Source organism: Pseudoalteromonas sp. S2721 (assembly GCF_005887425.1).
GTDB classification, from domain to species: domain Bacteria; phylum Pseudomonadota; class Gammaproteobacteria; order Enterobacterales; family Alteromonadaceae; genus Pseudoalteromonas; species Pseudoalteromonas simplex.
This window is the reverse complement of record NZ_PNCZ01000005.1, coordinates 26728-42691: the sequence shown is the minus strand read 5'-3', so window position 1 is coordinate 42691 and position 15964 is coordinate 26728. Positions and strand designations below refer to the sequence as shown.

At 41.5% G+C, this 15964-nt stretch carries 13 protein-coding genes; 6 read left to right on the top strand and 7 right to left on the bottom strand.

The genetic code is table 11. The features are described 5' to 3' along the window. Positions 1–20 precede the first annotated feature (20 nt). Positions 21–773: a substrate-binding periplasmic protein gene (locus tag CWC02_RS01555; protein ID WP_054552586.1), complete on the bottom strand. Its 753-nt coding sequence runs from the start codon at positions 771–773 to the stop codon at positions 21–23. Between the two features lie 58 nt (positions 774–831). Continuing rightward, positions 832–1236, bottom strand: coding sequence for an HIT domain-containing protein (locus tag CWC02_RS01550; RefSeq protein ID WP_138600394.1), 405 nt, complete (start codon positions 1234–1236; stop codon positions 832–834). 112 nt (positions 1237–1348) lie between these two features. On the opposite strand from CWC02_RS01550, the gene CWC02_RS01545 reads away from it, so the two are divergent. The 3 genes from CWC02_RS01545 to CWC02_RS01535 all read left to right on the top strand — a co-directional run bounded on the left by CWC02_RS01545 (position 1349) and on the right by CWC02_RS01535 (position 7795). Next, the gene (locus CWC02_RS01545; protein WP_138600392.1) at positions 1349–3574 is read left to right on the top strand and encodes a S9 family peptidase; all 2226 of its coding nucleotides are present in this window, start codon (positions 1349–1351) and stop codon (positions 3572–3574) included. Between the two features lie 149 nt (positions 3575–3723). After that, on the top strand, positions 3724–5361 hold the full coding sequence (locus CWC02_RS01540) for a methyl-accepting chemotaxis protein (protein WP_138616072.1): 1638 nt from the start codon (positions 3724–3726) through the stop codon (positions 5359–5361). A 313-nt stretch (positions 5362–5674) separates the two neighbouring features. Beyond that, positions 5675–7795 (top strand): Calx-beta domain-containing protein, encoded by a 2121-nt coding sequence (locus CWC02_RS01535; protein ID WP_171043805.1) that lies wholly within the window; start codon positions 5675–5677, stop codon positions 7793–7795. Between the two features lie 95 nt (positions 7796–7890). Here the strand turns inward: CWC02_RS01535 and CWC02_RS01530 are convergent, their stop codons facing one another. The 4 genes from CWC02_RS01530 to CWC02_RS01515 form a co-directional block, all read right to left on the bottom strand. After that, positions 7891–9414, bottom strand: a complete 1524-nt coding sequence (locus CWC02_RS01530) for a M17 family metallopeptidase (protein WP_138616068.1) — start codon at positions 9412–9414, stop codon at positions 7891–7893. Positions 9415–9517: 103 nt separating this feature from the next. Then, complete coding sequence (locus tag CWC02_RS01525; RefSeq protein ID WP_054552592.1) at positions 9518–11200, bottom strand: carbon starvation CstA family protein; 1683 nt, start codon at positions 11198–11200, stop codon at positions 9518–9520. 106 nt (positions 11201–11306) lie between these two features. After that, positions 11307–12359 carry a DNA polymerase IV gene (dinB, locus tag CWC02_RS01520; protein ID WP_054552593.1) on the bottom strand — a complete coding sequence of 351 codons (1053 nt, stop codon included), beginning with the start codon at positions 12357–12359 and terminating at the stop codon, positions 11307–11309. Positions 12360–12420: 61 nt separating this feature from the next. Beyond that, positions 12421–12627: a hypothetical protein gene (locus CWC02_RS01515; protein ID WP_138616066.1), complete on the bottom strand. Its 207-nt coding sequence runs from the start codon at positions 12625–12627 to the stop codon at positions 12421–12423. Between the two features lie 153 nt (positions 12628–12780). Between CWC02_RS01515 and CWC02_RS01510 the strand changes: the two genes are divergently transcribed. From CWC02_RS01510 to CWC02_RS01500, 3 genes are all read left to right on the top strand, one after another. Continuing rightward, complete coding sequence (locus tag CWC02_RS01510; RefSeq protein ID WP_138616064.1) at positions 12781–13209, top strand: acyl-CoA thioesterase; 429 nt, start codon at positions 12781–12783, stop codon at positions 13207–13209. 12 nt (positions 13210–13221) lie between these two features. Continuing rightward, positions 13222–14274 carry an aldo/keto reductase gene (locus CWC02_RS01505; RefSeq protein WP_138616062.1) on the top strand — a complete coding sequence of 351 codons (1053 nt, stop codon included), beginning with the start codon at positions 13222–13224 and terminating at the stop codon, positions 14272–14274. Positions 14275–14456: 182 nt separating this feature from the next. Then, complete coding sequence (locus tag CWC02_RS01500) at positions 14457–15338, top strand: ABC transporter substrate-binding protein (RefSeq protein ID WP_138600380.1); 882 nt, start codon at positions 14457–14459, stop codon at positions 15336–15338. On the opposite strand, the gene CWC02_RS01495 is transcribed toward CWC02_RS01500, so the two are convergent. Then, positions 15289–15900, bottom strand: coding sequence for a fumarylacetoacetate hydrolase family protein (locus CWC02_RS01495; protein WP_054552598.1), 612 nt, complete (start codon positions 15898–15900; stop codon positions 15289–15291). The two genes, CWC02_RS01500 and CWC02_RS01495, sit on opposite strands and share 50 nt — an antisense overlap. Positions 15901–15964 lie beyond the last annotated feature (64 nt).

Here is a 15964-nt window from a genome sequence, read left to right as displayed (position 1 = left end):
TGCAATTGCAGCGTTTTTTATTATTCTCGTGCGACAAAACTTAATCCATATTTGCTATTCAGCTGGACTATATCACCACTAATCAACATCTTATTAAACTCTGAATTAAAGTCATCTATAAACTCATTAAGCTCCCGTTGCTTAGTGAAACCATAATAGCCTTGATTCACCGTAATGATTGGCGACAGCATGATAACCTTACTAGAAATTGATAAATCATCAATAATCGGAAGAGCAGCTCGCGGGTGAGTCATCACTAGATCAACTCGATTATGCATTAACTGTAAAAAACTAGCTTTAACACTCGCCACTTCTGACAAAGTTAAACTTGATTTATTGCGTTTAAATTCTGAACCATAATTCCAACCCCGAGTAATACCAATCACGTCTTTACGTAAGCTTGCGAAATTACCAGCCCAAGTTACATCGCTATTTTTTTTGGTAAAAAAGACAATAGGATCTTCATAAAATGGCAAGGCACTAAATTGCATATATTGTTGACGTTGAAGAGACTTATAAGGACCGATAATGGCATCTGCATGGCCTTGCTCAACCATTTTTAAAGCACGCTTTAGTGGCATGATATCGATGACGAGTTCATGCCCAAGGCGTCGACAAATTTCATGAGCAATATCAGCACCTAAACCAATCACTGTACCTTGTTGATCTTGTTCTAAGATTGCGGGGAAATGGCTCCCAACAAAGTAATAACTTTTTGCTGTTACGGAAAATGAACATAGAAAAGCCAATACGGCTATTACTGTGCTTTTCACTTTTATTAGTCTCTTATTTTTCGCATCTACTTAGCTTAGCGCAATTTAATATGATTGATTAAAAATGTGCTCTTAGTTGCTCTATTTGTTCATCGCTATATGGAACTGCCGGTAATTTACCCCAAATAGGCGCTGGCCAAGCCGGATCGGTAGTGAAGCGTGCAATATGATGAACATGTAATTGCGGCACCATATTACCCAATGCTGCTATATTGAGTTTGTCTGGGCTGAATACCTGTTGTAACAACTTACTCAGTTTGCCCGACTCTTGTAATAAGGTAATTTGTAGCTCTTCAGACAGATCGATAATCTCTTTAACGTCTGCAACTCTTGGCACTAAGATAAACCAAGGGTATTGGCTATCATTCATCAGCAATACTTTACACAGTGGCCAATCCGCAAGTTCAATGCAGTCGCGTTGTAGTTCTGGGGCCAGAGAAAACGACGTATCAGTATTTTTCATCAATAAATCCTTTGATATTGGGTAATCAAATCCTACTTTATAGCATTTTGTTGCAGTTGCCTAAGCTTACCATTAACATCATGGCAGTTTTTATTCGAGCGAAGGTACTACTGTGCTAAAAAAAATTAAATCTCTCTCACTTGCTCTGCCAGTGGTGGCCACTGCATTTAGTGTGACTGCTGAACCACTCACACTTGAGCGTATTTTTGACGATCCAAGCTTAGCAGGCAAAGCGCCTGTACAACTTAAATTCTCTCCAGACGGCAGTCGTGTCACTTACCTGCAAGGTAAAACCGATGATTACAACCGCTACGATCTATGGGAATACAACTTAAAAGATAACAAAAACCGCTTATTAGTTGACTCTGCTGCGCTATTTTCTGGTCCAGAAAACTTATCTGATGAAGAAAAAGCACGCCGTGAGCGCCAACGTATTTTTGGTAAAGGGATCTTAGAATATAAATGGTCTAAAGATGGTAAAGCGCTTTTATTCCCACTTAATGGCGACCTTTACTATTACGAGCTTGCCTCAGCTAAAAGCCGCAAATTAACCGACACAGACGCATTTGAAACCGATGCACGCTTCTCACCTAAAGGGCACTTCGTATCGTTTATTCGTGAGCAAAACCTATACGCACTTAACTTAAAAACGGGTCAAGAAATCCAATTAAGTAAAGATGGTGGCGGTGTTATTAAAAACGGTATGGCCGAGTTTGTTGCGCAAGAAGAAATGGGCCGTATGACTGGCTACTGGTGGTCTGGTGATGAGTCTAAAATCGCTTATACCCGTGTTGATGAAAGCCCAGTAAAAGAAGCGATCCGTAATGAAATTTACGCCGATGAAGTAAAGCTTTTTAACCAACGCTACCCGTTTACAGGTACCGACAACGTTAAAATTCAGTTAGGTGTTGTAAGCATCAACAATCAAAAAACTGACTGGGTTGATTTAGGCGACGATCAAGATATCTATATCGCTCGCGCAAAATGGTTAAAAGATAACAAAACGCTTTCTTACCAGTGGCAAGACCGCTCGCAACACAACTTAGAGTTACGTTTTTATAATAGCGACACTAAAAAACAAACAGTTGCCCTAACAGAAACCAGTGATACTTGGATTAACCTGCACTTTGATTTACAGTTCTTAAACGATAAAAAACATTTCGTTTGGGCATCTGAGCGCGACGGTTTTAAACACCTTTATTTATACCGCACAAACGGTGAAATGATCCGTCAAATCACCCAAGGTGAATGGGTTGTTGATAGCTTAAAAGGTATCGATGAGAAAAAAGGCATCGTTTATTTCGCAGGTCGTAAAGACACAGCCCTTGAAAGCCACCTTTACAGCGTACCGCTATTCAAAAAAGGCGAAATTAAGCGCGTAACTGAGCTAGGTGCTTACCATAATGTGGTAATTGCTAAAGATAACAAAACCTTTATCGATAACAGCTCATCAGTGAATAAGCCTGGCTCAGCAGCATTACGTAAAATTAATGGCGAATTTATCACTTGGCTTGAAGAAAACAAGTTAGATAAGTCACACCCATTAACGCCTTACCTAGCTGATTTGATCACACCTGAATACGGCACGTTAACAGCTGAAGACGGGCAAATCATGCATTACCGTTTATTCAAACCAACTAATTACCAAGACGGTAAAAAGCACCCGGTTATTGTTAACGTGTATGGCGGTCCTCATGCTCAGCGCGTAACAAACAGCTGGCGTAGTAAAAACTTATACTTCCAATACATGGCACAACAAGGCTATGTTATTTTCCAACTTGATAACCGTGGTTCATACAACCGTGGTAAAAAATTTGAAGACGTGATTTATAAGCACTTAGGTGTTGCTGAAGTGGCAGACCAAATCAAAGGTGTCGAGTTCTTACGCACCCTTGATTACGTTGACCCTGAACGTATTGGAATTTATGGCCACAGCTATGGTGGTTATATGGCGCTTATGACTATGTTTAAAGCGGGCGACTACTTCAAAGCCGGTGTTTCTGGTGCGCCAGTTACTGATTGGGCACTTTACGACACTCACTACACTGAGCGTTATGTAGGTCACCCTGCAACTAACGCGAAAGGTTACGAAGCAAGTGCAGTTTTCCCGTATGCTGAAGGCTTAAAAGGCCCGCTGATGATTTATCACGGTATGGCTGATGATAACGTGTTATTCACTCACGCCACTAAGTTATTCAAACAACTGCAAGATCAAGAAAAACAGTTCGAAATGATGACTTACCCGGGCTCAAAACACAGTTTACGTGGCAAGAGCGTACAAACGCACTTACACCAAACCATCACAAGTTTCTTCAACCGACACTTTAACGTTGAGTAATCACGTTTAATTTCGGTAACTTAGACTAAAGGCTGATTGTTAAATCAGCCTTTTTTTTGTCTCAATGTATTCTACTATTTAACTAGATTTTCGACCTATTTTGGCTACGCTTAATACATTGCTCTTATGAGCATGACGAAGGAACACACATGAATTACTTACGCCGTTTTACAATTTTTCAGCGCCTCGCCATGTTAGTGAGTGTGGTCGTGATAGGGCTGATATTTTTGAGCGTCTCGAGTTTAACGCAGCAATACAGCTCGCTAAAGCAAGAGCAATACATAAAAACCCAAAACCTTGTTGAGTCAGCCTACTCTATTATCGAGCATAACTATGCGTTGTTTGAGCAAGGTAAGCTGAGTGAGCAACAAGCCAAGCAAGCAGCCCTCGAAACAATTTCTGCACTACGTTATGACAATAACAATTACTTTTGGATCAACGATTATGAACCCGTTATGGTCATGCACCCGTTTAAGCCAGAATTAAATGGTAAATCGCTAGCGGGCAGTAAAGATCCAGATGGTGTGTTGTTATTTGTCGATATGGTTAATATCGTCAAAAAACAAGGAGAGGGTTTTATTCCCTATAAGTGGCCAAAGCCAGGTAAAGATCAGCCCGTTGATAAAATTGCCTACGTAAAAGGGTTTGCAAAGTGGCAATGGATTGTTGGCTCTGGTGTCTACATTGATACCATTGAAGAGGCCTTCTCGTCACTTCGTACCCATGTCATTATCACCGCGGTAGTGATTATTGCCCTACTAGTTGCGCTTAGCTACCTAATTGCCAATAGCATTCTTCGTCCGACACAACTTGCCGCAAATATGATGAAAGATATCTCACAAGGTGAAGGTGATTTAACTCAAAAGCTTGATGAAAACGGCAATGATGAAGTGTCTCGTTTGTCGCGCTACTTTAATTTGTACACGGCCAAAATGCGTGAGTCACTAAAACATGTTGCCGACAACGCAGAGCAAGTGAATCAGTTTGCCCACAGCGTTGATGATGCCAGCAAAACCAATCATTCATTTATAGAACTGCAAAACGACAGCTCAACTCAAGTGGCTACGGCGATGGAACAAATGACCCATCAAATTCATGATGTCAGTCAGAATGCTGAACAAGCTGAGCATGCCGCTAACGAAGCGGCGCAAAATGCCGAAGCAGGCAAGCAGGTTCTTAACAAGACCATCACCGCCATTGAAACCTTGTCGCGTAACATTGAACAAGTGAGTAAGGTTACTGCCGACCTTGCTGCAGAGAGTAACAACATAGGCTCAGTGCTTGATGTTATCCGCAGCATTGCAGAGCAAACCAACTTACTGGCACTCAATGCAGCCATTGAAGCAGCACGTGCTGGTGAGCAAGGTCGAGGCTTTGCCGTTGTAGCTGACGAAGTGAGAACTTTGGCAAGCCGTACAGGTAAAAGTACCGATGAAATTCAAGCTATGATCAGTAAACTACAAACCGGTGCACAAGCTGCTGTTGATGCTGTATCAGCAAGTCAGCAGTTATCAAGTGAAACGGTTTCACAGGCAGGTGAAGCAAATAGCTCCCTCAGTGAAATTGAACGACTAGTCACCATTATCAAAGATATGAACAGCCAAATTGCCCGCGCTACCGAGCAACAAACCAGCGCCGCAGATGAAGTTAACTTGCGGATTAATGAGCTTTCACAATCAACCGAGCAATCACTGTCGAATACCCAAGGACTTTCGAACGCCAGTGATAATTTAAAGCATAGCTCACAAGCATTGAGCGATGTAGTTAACCGTTTCAAACTCGATTGATCACAGCACTTCAAAAGCCCTGCAATGGTTTGCGGGGTTTTTCTATAACCTTTCTTTTTTATCCCCTAGTAATTTTTGAAGCCACTAAAAATTCAACCCACTGATTTAATTAGATCTTTATTAAATAGATAAAAAAAAGATGATAAATAGATATTAACGAGATTTACATAAATAAATTAAAAAGGAACTAATGGGGTGTGCTGAATTAAATTGCCATTGGCATTTAATCACTATTACAAAAATAATAAGGAGCGATACCAAAGTGCCTTCAAGAAACATACACCCCAAAAAGAACACACACTTAAAGCGTACTATGTTAGCTGCAATTTGCACTTACTCGCTACTCGGAGTAACTAATCAAGCGCTGGCAGATACAACTCAAACAAAACAAATTCCATTACACTTTATTGTTGCAGCAACCGATAAAAATGGCGCTAATGCCAAAGTTGACCAAGCCACTATTGAGCAATCAATTGAAAACTTAAATTCACATTATCAAGGTACAGGTTACTCATATCACTATAAATCTACTGACTTCGTAACCAACGAAGAGATGCCTGGTTTTTATGACGACGATTACTCACCAGACAATAGAGTGTTATTTATTGAGCCTTATTTTGATAAATCAGCTTTAAATGTCATGGTCGCAGACTTTGATGGCGTCAATGGTAATGCGTTTTTTCCTTACTTTGGCGTAGATGGTGTGTTAATTGATACAGAAGACCTTGTTACAACGACACTCGCACATGAAATCGGCCATAACCTCAGTTTATTGCATACCTTTGCCGATGGTGATGATGAACCTATTTCAGTGCAAATCGGTGAACGTGGCTACTTGTACGGTGACCAGATAATCGACACCCCTCCTTCTTTTGATGACTTAGATGATGATATTGAAAATTGCGAATACACAGGCTCTGCCGAAGATGAAGAAGGTACTCCCTACGCCCCTGATGCCAAAAACATAATGAGCCAAGGAAAAAATACCTGCCGTACGCACTTTTCAGCACAACAAATAGACCGTATGCAGTACGTTTTGCAAAGAGATAAATACCATCTTTTTAATCAATTTGGTGAAGGTAGAACCGTACCAAACTGCGAAAACTCAATTATAGTTACTCAATTCCCACATATAGATGGCTTTAATTTTAATCAAGAAATAGCGCAGCCATGGGTTCAAGATGTAGCTAATAACGGCTTCTTTTTTAGAACCTCACCTGATTCAAATTCAAGCAGAACAGGTGCTGATGAACCCTTTGAGGGGCACAGCTATTTACAAATTGATAGTAGCAAACGGGATGACACTGATTTTGATGACATTGTATATGCCAAAAAAGGTGACAAATTAAACTACTTAAGCCCTTGCTATGACTTGAGCTTCATCGAAAAACCGACATTGGAGTTTTACTTCAATATGCACGGCAAAGATATGGGAACTAGTATTATCGAGGTATCCGCCGATAATGCGCAAACGTGGGCTGAGTTATGGCGAAAAGAAGGCCAACAACACTCCGACGGCGACATTTGGGAAAAAGTGACGGTTGATCTATCTAACTACAGAACAACTCCCGCACAGCTGAGACTAAGTCATATCATAGAAGGTGAAAAAGGTGATGCGTCATTTGATCTTTTCACTGTTTCGGGCACTCAACCTCAGCAAGATTATGAATTTAATAGTAATACTCTCAATATAGCCGAAGACGAAAATGAAGTAACATTCAAGGTCATTAAAAACTCAGGCTTAGATAGTAGTTCGAAAATACGAATTTACACCGAAGACGTGGATGCTATTGCTGGAGAAGATTATACAGCACTTGATGAGACCCTTACTTTTTCGAGCCAAGAAACTGAAAAAGAACTAGCTATAAATATATTTGATAATAATGAAGTTGATGGTTCTCGCTCTTTTAATATCAAACTAGCATCTGATGAAAGTGACATAATCTTCAATGAATCAATTGTAACGATTGAAGACAACGATGTTGATTTCAGCTATGAATTAGACATTTCAGACACACAAATATCAGAAAATAGCGGCCAACTATTAGTTGGTATAATCAAATCCGATCCAACCGATTTTGAAACAAAAGTTCGTATAAAAACGACGGATGATAGCGCGGTCGGCGGCACTGATTTTACAGCTCTTGATGAAGTACTTACCTTTGCTCAAGGCGAAACACAAAAAGACATTACGATCGACATTATTGATAATTCAGAGGTAGATGGCTCAAGACGCTTCACTCTCGTATTAGAGTCTGAATCATTCAATGAAAAATACGCTGATGAAGTAATCACAATCACCAATGAAGATGGTATTCCAGAGCATGCAACCCCAGATGATAAAGCAAGCGGCAGTGTATCAGGTTACTTTACACTAATGCTCGGCGCACTGTGCTTTATTCGTAGAAACCGAAAGAAGAACATAAAAGACTAAACCTGACCAAGCATAGGCTTTAGAGCACAGGGTTGTGTCTAAAGCTTATGCTTTTTAAACTTACAACTTACAACTTACAACTTACAACTTACAACTTACAAACAATAACGAGCGAATAAGCTGCTTACTGTTGCGGCGGTAGGCTTGCCATGTTGCCAATCACCACCTTCTACACCACTGCCTGCGATATCCATATGAACATACGGTAATGGCTGCGCTGATTCAGTACCATGTTTATCTAAACCACCAACAATCGCTAAGAATGCCATCGGGAACTGATGACCACGTGCAGTTACAGCAGAAGCTGCATTGTTACTTGATAGTACGTCATCAGCTAATGTGCGAGGGCGAATGAAGTCATAATCTTCACGGCGGCTACGAGATACTTCTGCGCCATCTGCCCATAAATCGCCTAAGTCAGCAATTTGGCGCGAAATTTTCGCCGCGCGAGCTGGACCATTTTCAACATACGCACTGTAAGGACCCATAGCACGTGCTGCGTGGCCTGTTAGTGTTGCAACAGTGAATAGCTCTGGATTCACTTCGTTTAAAGCCCGATCTTTCATTTCGCTTAGTAAGTCGCCCATAGCTAAACGGCCTTCAGCATCTGTGTTACCGATACGAACACGTACACCTTCGCGGCTAGTAATGATTTCATCAGGAACAAAACAATCAGAACCAATTGAGTTACGAACTACGGCTAAGTAAGCAATCACTTTTACGCCTTTTGGTGCAAAGTCAGCCACTGATTTCATAAAGCCAGCAACCGAAGCTGCACCGCCTTTATCGCGGCTCATACCTGCCATAAAGCCACCCACTTTAAGGTCTGCACCACCGGTATCGTAAACTAAACCTTTACCAACAAACATTAAGGTACGCTCAACGTCGCCTTCAGGCACGTATTCTAGTTTTACAACACGTGGGTGATGACGCTCAACAGCATAAGATGCGCGCGCTACAGTGCTCATCATTGGGTAATCTTTATCGATAGTGTTGATATCTGAAATCACTTCAACAGACACCTTACTACCAGCAAATAACTCAACGCAGTAGTCTGCAAAACGAGGTGGTGCCATACGCTCAGGCTCTGTACCACATAAATCACGTGCAGCGTATTGACCTGCAGCAATAGCATTAAGCGCTTTGCTCATTGCCTCGTCTGCACCCACTAGGCTAATTTGGCTAATTGGTTCAATCGCTTGGCCGTGGAACTCACGTGCCTCAAGTGGTTGCCAAAGCGCTTGGCAAGCACCTAAATAAGCCACTTCAAGGGCATGCTTGTAACGGCTATCTTGATTTACATTAGCAAGTAAAATTGCAGGATGAGTGCTACCCGATGCTTTCGCTTCTAGTACACCTTGCTTTGCTGCATCAAAGTAACGACGTACATCATCATAATCACGGTTTAGAGGGCCTGTAGGCGCTAAAATAACGCGTTTAGAGTCAATTACAAGTAATGTCACTTGTTTGCCAATACGTGCATCTACAGCTTGTTGAGCGCTAATAGCTTGACTTAAGCTTGCGTCTGCTAAAGAAGAAAAGTCATCACCGATAATAATCAATGCATCGTGATTTGCATCCGCTAGTTGAGGGGCTGCAACTGCATGAGGGTATGCCATAAAAAAGGTCCTGCTGTTAAAAACATAGGACCTTATTATCATTGATTTAGGGCGCTATTGCCAGCCAAGTAAGACAGCTTACTATAAGGCTGGCAAGCTAAGTTTACTGCTCTGTAATGTGTGCTGAGTCTTTACGATGCTTAACAATCACAGACCAAGCTTCAAGCATAACCAGAACACTTACGACCAGTACTAATAAATCAAGTGTCACCAGTAACCAGTTACCTTGTTGGTAGTACTCGCCAAGTTTAATAACCCCAGCAAAGAACGCCATAACTAATACAAAACTCATTGGTATAAGCGTGTATTTAGCTGGGCGATTCGCTTTAATTAGCATTACCGAGATAACCAGTAAGGTTAAGCTTGCTAAGATTTGGTTAGTCGAACCGAATAACGGCCAAATGATCATACCGCCGCTACCGTCAGCGCCACCAGCTCCAAAGGCAAGCAGTAAACAGCTTAGAACTGCAATAAGTGTAGCTACAATACCATTACGAATGATGCTGATATTATAAATATCTCCCCACTCTTGGATGATATAACGCTGCAGGCGTACGCCAGAGTCCATGGTAGTCCCCGCAAACAAGACCACCATCACGGCAAGTAAGGTTGATGCCACCTCTTGCGAGATACCCCAACCACTTTCAATTAAGTTAGCGCCACCATTAATAAAGGCGCTGACACTACCTGCACCTAAGTGACTATAAATTTCATGCCATTCTTCAGGTGATACAGCAAGTGCAACACCACTAACTGCAACGAGTGTAATAAGTGCAAGCATACCTTCGCCTACCGCACCTAAGTAACCCACAAAGCGACCATCAGTTTCTTTGTTCAACTGCTTAGAGCTGGTACCTGAAGACACAATACCGTGGAAACCCGATACCGCACCACAAGCTATGGTCACAAATAGCAATGGAATAATACTTGGTGTATCTACCGCCGTTTGCGTATTAAACGCAGGCGCTGTGATATCTGGCATTGATACAAACACCGCACCGTAAAGAAGCACTAAGCCAACCAATAACTGCATACCGTTGATAAAGTCACGAGGCTGTAACAGCATCCACACAGGCAATAATGAAGCAATGGCTGCATAGATAAATAAGATGATGATCCAGTTCGCATTCGCACTTAGACCAAACATTTCATCAGGTAATGAAATTGGCATACCACTACCAAGGTAAATGGTGTAATAAAGAATTCCCACACCAACTAAACAAAGCGGAATTAACGACACTTTACGGCGTAGTAACTGGCCAATAACTAAGGCCACTACAATCGCTGACCAAGCGGGGAATACCGCGTTAGGTTGCGATACAAATGACTTGGCAATAACCACACCAAATACCGCATTCACCATCAGCAGCACTAAGAACACCACAATCATAAATAGCGCACGGGTGCGCTTACCAATTACGCTTTCAGATAAAGCGCCCATTGATTTGCCTTTGTTACGCGCGCTGGCCCAAAGAGCCCCCATGTCGTGAACACCAGCAAAAAAGATAGTACCAAATACCACCCAAAGTACCGCAGGCACCCAGCCCCAATATACGGCAATAGCAGGGCCAACAATTGGCGCAGCACCTGCAACAGAAGTGAAATGGTGGCCCCATAACACAACTTTGTTAGTTGGCACATAATCCACACCATCCTCAAGTTCATGAGCAGGTGTAACAAAATTATCATCCATTTTAAATATTTTTTCGGCGATGAATTTCGAATAAAAGAACCATCCGAACAACATACCGACTATTCCGAGCAGCACGATTACGACCGATTGCATAGTCATCTCTCTTATTAAGTTATAATGTTGTCTAAGGTGTTGAACTAGGCAGGCCTAGCACCCCAACTAGACACTAACAAACTTTCAATCACCAAGGTGTTAACCTTTAGTCTAATATACTCAGCTGAAAATGCTCGTGAGCCTGACTCTTTATTCCGACACCTATCCCTAACAGGCGTACTGGCTGGTTATTACCTCGCTCATAGGCTTTACTCATTAACTCAGCAAAAATGCGTTCGTCTAATTGATGGTGGCTTTGATCGGCACTGGTCACGACAAAATTGGCAAATTTTACTTTTACCGATAATTTATTGATGCGGTTGTTTAACTGTTGTTTATCAAGACGGCGGGTTAATTCATCCATCAAGCGGGGTAACTGGCTTAAACACTCGTCTAAATTATTTTTGTTGTATTCATAGGTGTGCTCAACACTGAGTGACTTTCGTACTCGCTCAGTTGACACTTTGCCAACGTACTCGCCTGCACACTTTTGATATAAAGACACGCCAAAATTACCAATGTGCTGCTGCATCCAATTAACCCCTTTCGCACGCACATCAGCCCCTGTGTAAAGCCCTTTAAGTTGCAGCTTTTCTAAGGTCACCTTGCCAACGCCGGGAATTTTGCCAAGCGGTAAACTCGCCAAAAAGTCATCAACTTGATCGGGTAATACCACAAACTGACCATTAGGCTTATTTTCATCGCTGGCTATTTTGGCAATAAACTTTATTGGCGCAACGCCCGCTGAGGCTGTCAGCCCAGTGGTGTCATAGATTTCTTGGCGGATTTGCTGTGCCATGAGTGTTGCACTGCCTTTGCATGCGGTACTGTCGGTTACATCAAGGTAGGCTTCATCTAACGATAACGGCTCAATAAGGTCTGTGTACTTTGCAAAAATGGCGCGAATTTGCGTGGAAATTTCTTTGTAAACCTGCATGCGCCCGGGCACGATAACCAGATCGGGGCACAGTTGTTTGGCGTGATAGTTAGACATGGCCGAGCGCACACCATATTTACGGGCAATATAATTAGCTGTTGATAGCACCCCGCGACGACTATTACCACCTATAGCCAGAGGCACATTGGCAAGCGCGGGGTTATCACGCATCTCAACGGCTGCATAAAAGCAGTCCATATCGATGTGAATGAATTTTTTCATCAGGAACACAACAACTGTTTATATATACAGTTATTATATTTAAACTTCCTGAGAGTGCAAGCTAAGAGGTTTGGCTTGTTTGTTGGTTTGGTTTTTTGCGACTGAAAAGCCGTGCGCCAAATAACCAAAACGCGGCTTCGAATAACAAGCCCACGACAATTAAAGCGATAAATCCTGACATTGTGCCCATGCTATAACAGAGCAAAGCTAGAGCAAGTAAGATGAAAAGTGCAATCCACTTTATCACCCTCAAGGTTAGTTGCTGCATAATTAAGGTCCTTTAATGTGTGTTCATTTTACTCACACTTTACGTAAGCGTGAACTTACAAATCTAGCACAATTTACTGAGATTTCTAATTTCCTTGAGCTAAAAGCATCATATTGCTAACCTAAGTTTTCTCACAATCAATGAAGATTTACTATGCAATCGTTTATAGAACAACACCCTATCAGAACCAAAATAAATGTCGCATGGGGTGAAATGGATGCCCTACAACACGTTAATAATGTGGTGTACTTTCGCTATTTCGAAACAGCTCGTATCGATTTTTTCACTCAACTAGGCTTTCTTAAAGATTTACAAGTAACAGGTGTGGGTCCGGTGATCAGCGAAAACAATGCCCGCTATAAACGCCCAGTAACATTTCCTGATACGGTGCATGTTGGTGTAAAGATTAGTGACATTGAACACGATCGTTTTATGATGCATTACACTGTATTTAGTGAAAGCCAAGACGCAGTAACAACCATTGGCTCATCACAAGTGGTTATGTTTAATTTTAAAACGGGTAAAAAAGCGCAGTTAAATGATGAGTTATTAACTGCACTTAGAGCCCATTCTAGCGATTAACAAGGATCTATTATGCTTTATAGCCCACTTGGTCGAAGTGGTATTGATGTATCTCGTGTTTGCTTAGGTAGCATGACATGGGGTATGCAAAACAACCAAGCCGATGCCGATGAACAAATCGCCTATGCGTTAGATAAAGGCGTTAACTTTATTGATACCGCCGAAATGTATGCCGTTCCACCTTCTCCTGACACCTACGGTAAAACAGAAGAGATCATCGGTAATTGGTTAGCGCGAAATAAAGACAAACGCGATGATCTTGTCATTGCCACTAAAATTGCGGGTAACGGCTTACCGTGGGTACGCGATGCAGGCGATATTACTCGCCAAGCAGTGGTTGAAGCCGTTGATGCATCTCTTAAACGCTTGCAAACTGAGGTTATCGATTTATACCAATTACATTGGCCTAACCGTACATCACCGCACTTTGGTAAACAGTGGCCAGGTAAAGTGTGCTTCTCAGAAGCTGACACTGATCAAAATATCGCGGGTATGTTAGATATTCTTGAAGGTCTAAATGACTGTATCAAGGCTGGTAAAATTAAGCACTGTGGTTTATCAGACGACACTCCTTGGGGCATTAGCCAGTACTTGCGTTTAAGTGAGCAGCATAACCTTCCGCGTATGGTTTCTATTCAAAACGAATTTAGTCTCCTGCACGCCAAAGATTGGCCGTATTTAATTGAACAATGTATTCATGAAGATATTGCTTACCTACCTTGGTCACCGCTAGGTGGCGGCATGTTAAGCGGTAAGTACTTAAATGGTGCTCGCCCTGAAGGTAGTCGTTGGACGCTAGTGCAACGTAATGGTTTATTTAGAGACACAGTACAATCTCGCGCTGCGATTGCTGAATATGTTGAAATTGCTAACGCCTTTAATTTAACCCCTTCACAACTTGCATTGGCTTGGTGTAATCAAGTGGATGGCGTAAGCTCAACAATCATAGGCGCTACATCTATGGCGCAGTTAAAAGAAAATATCGATGCTTTTTCTGTGCAATTAAGCGATGAAGCTAACGATAAAATCGCTGACGTATTTAACCGTTATCCAATGCCTTTTTGAGCATTTCCCTGCAATATTAATAAGTCTATTAAATGATAGGCTTATTAATACTTATTCATCATTTTTACCTTTCTTCTACAACTTCACCAATACTTTAGTGTATGGTAATTCACAGCATTTAACTTTTTTGGTTGTTAATGAGTAAATACGTTAAACATATATTATGCATGATAATGGTGATAGTGCTTGTTCCTATAACCTATGCTTCAGAGCGGCTTTCTATAACTTGGCTCGAAACAGATAACAAACCTTTCTTTGTTGATAAATCTGAGCAATATCCTTTAGGTGGCTTGTGCAACAACATAACCGACTTACTGATTGAAGCGATGCCAAATTTTAAGCATCAAAAGTCACTATTACCACCTAAGCGATTAAGCAAATATCTCGATGATGGCCACTTAGCGTGTTACGCGTGCATGATCCATCGAGATAAAAAAACTAACCGTGCCACTTACTCAATTCCAACTGCAGTTTATCCATCCTTTAGCGTATTAAGTACTGAAGAAAGGGCGCTAAAGATTAAGCAAAAACACGGTAATCCAGTGTCATTAATTTCATTATTGACTGATGCCAATTTTATTTATGGCCAAAATGATGCGCGAAAATTTGGCAGTAAACTGGACGCAATAGCTAAAAATACTAAGCTTTATGAGAGTGCTGCATTAAGTGGCACCGGCAGCCATGCAAACCAAGCGCTACTATCGCAGTTAGAGCATGGCTACATTGATTACACAATTGATTACCCATTTGTTGCTGATTATTACAATCAACAAAACCAACAGAATATTCAAAAGCTCAGCATTGCTAATCCAACTCAAAATGTGGTTTTTGGTGCCATTGGTTGCTCAACGAATGCGCCTAATAATTATGCCGAAAAAGTACTTGCAGAAATCAATGAGGCGCTGAAAAACAAAGTACTGCCGAGTGAAAAATACCAGCAAAGCCAACGAATTTGGCTCGAACAAAGCTTTCCTGAGTTTTCAACTTATTATCAGCGCTCTATTTTAGACCCGCTTAAAGAGCCTGCCACTGATGAGATAACAGCTCCTGTTGATCATCCATAAGTGTTACAGCAAAGCTCGAATTTGCGACAACCTTCCCTACCCCTTCAGGCGTGCCAGTCATAATGATGTCGCCATCTTCTAGGTCCATAAAATCACTAATTTCAGCTAAGATTTGCTCTGCGTTATGCAGCATTAACCTTGTATCGCCTAGTTGAGTGTCTATTCCATCAATCTTTAGACTAAATTGATAATGACAACTGGCATTAACCGCAACAAATTCAGTAAAAAGCGCTGAACCATTAAATGCTTTTGCGCGCTCCCAAGGCAGGCCTTTTTCTTTAAGTGTGCTTTGTAAGCCTCGTTTGGTTAAATCAAGCCCAAGCGCAACCGCTGCCAGCTGTTTATCTTTAACTAAAAAGCAAAGCTCAGTTTCGTAATGTAGAGCCTCACCTAAGTGTTCGCTATTAAGAGAATCAGTGATGGCGCTATTTGGTTTTGCAAACAGCACCATATTTGTTGGTGTTTCATTGTTAAGCTCCGCAATATGCGCAGCATAATTACGACCTACGCAAATAATTTTGCTTGGGGTGAATACTTCTTTATTCCATTTCACTGATTGCACGCAAATACCTCTCGTTTTAACAAATGTAAAAGACTCAATTTTTTATTTTTAGCATTAACACGCC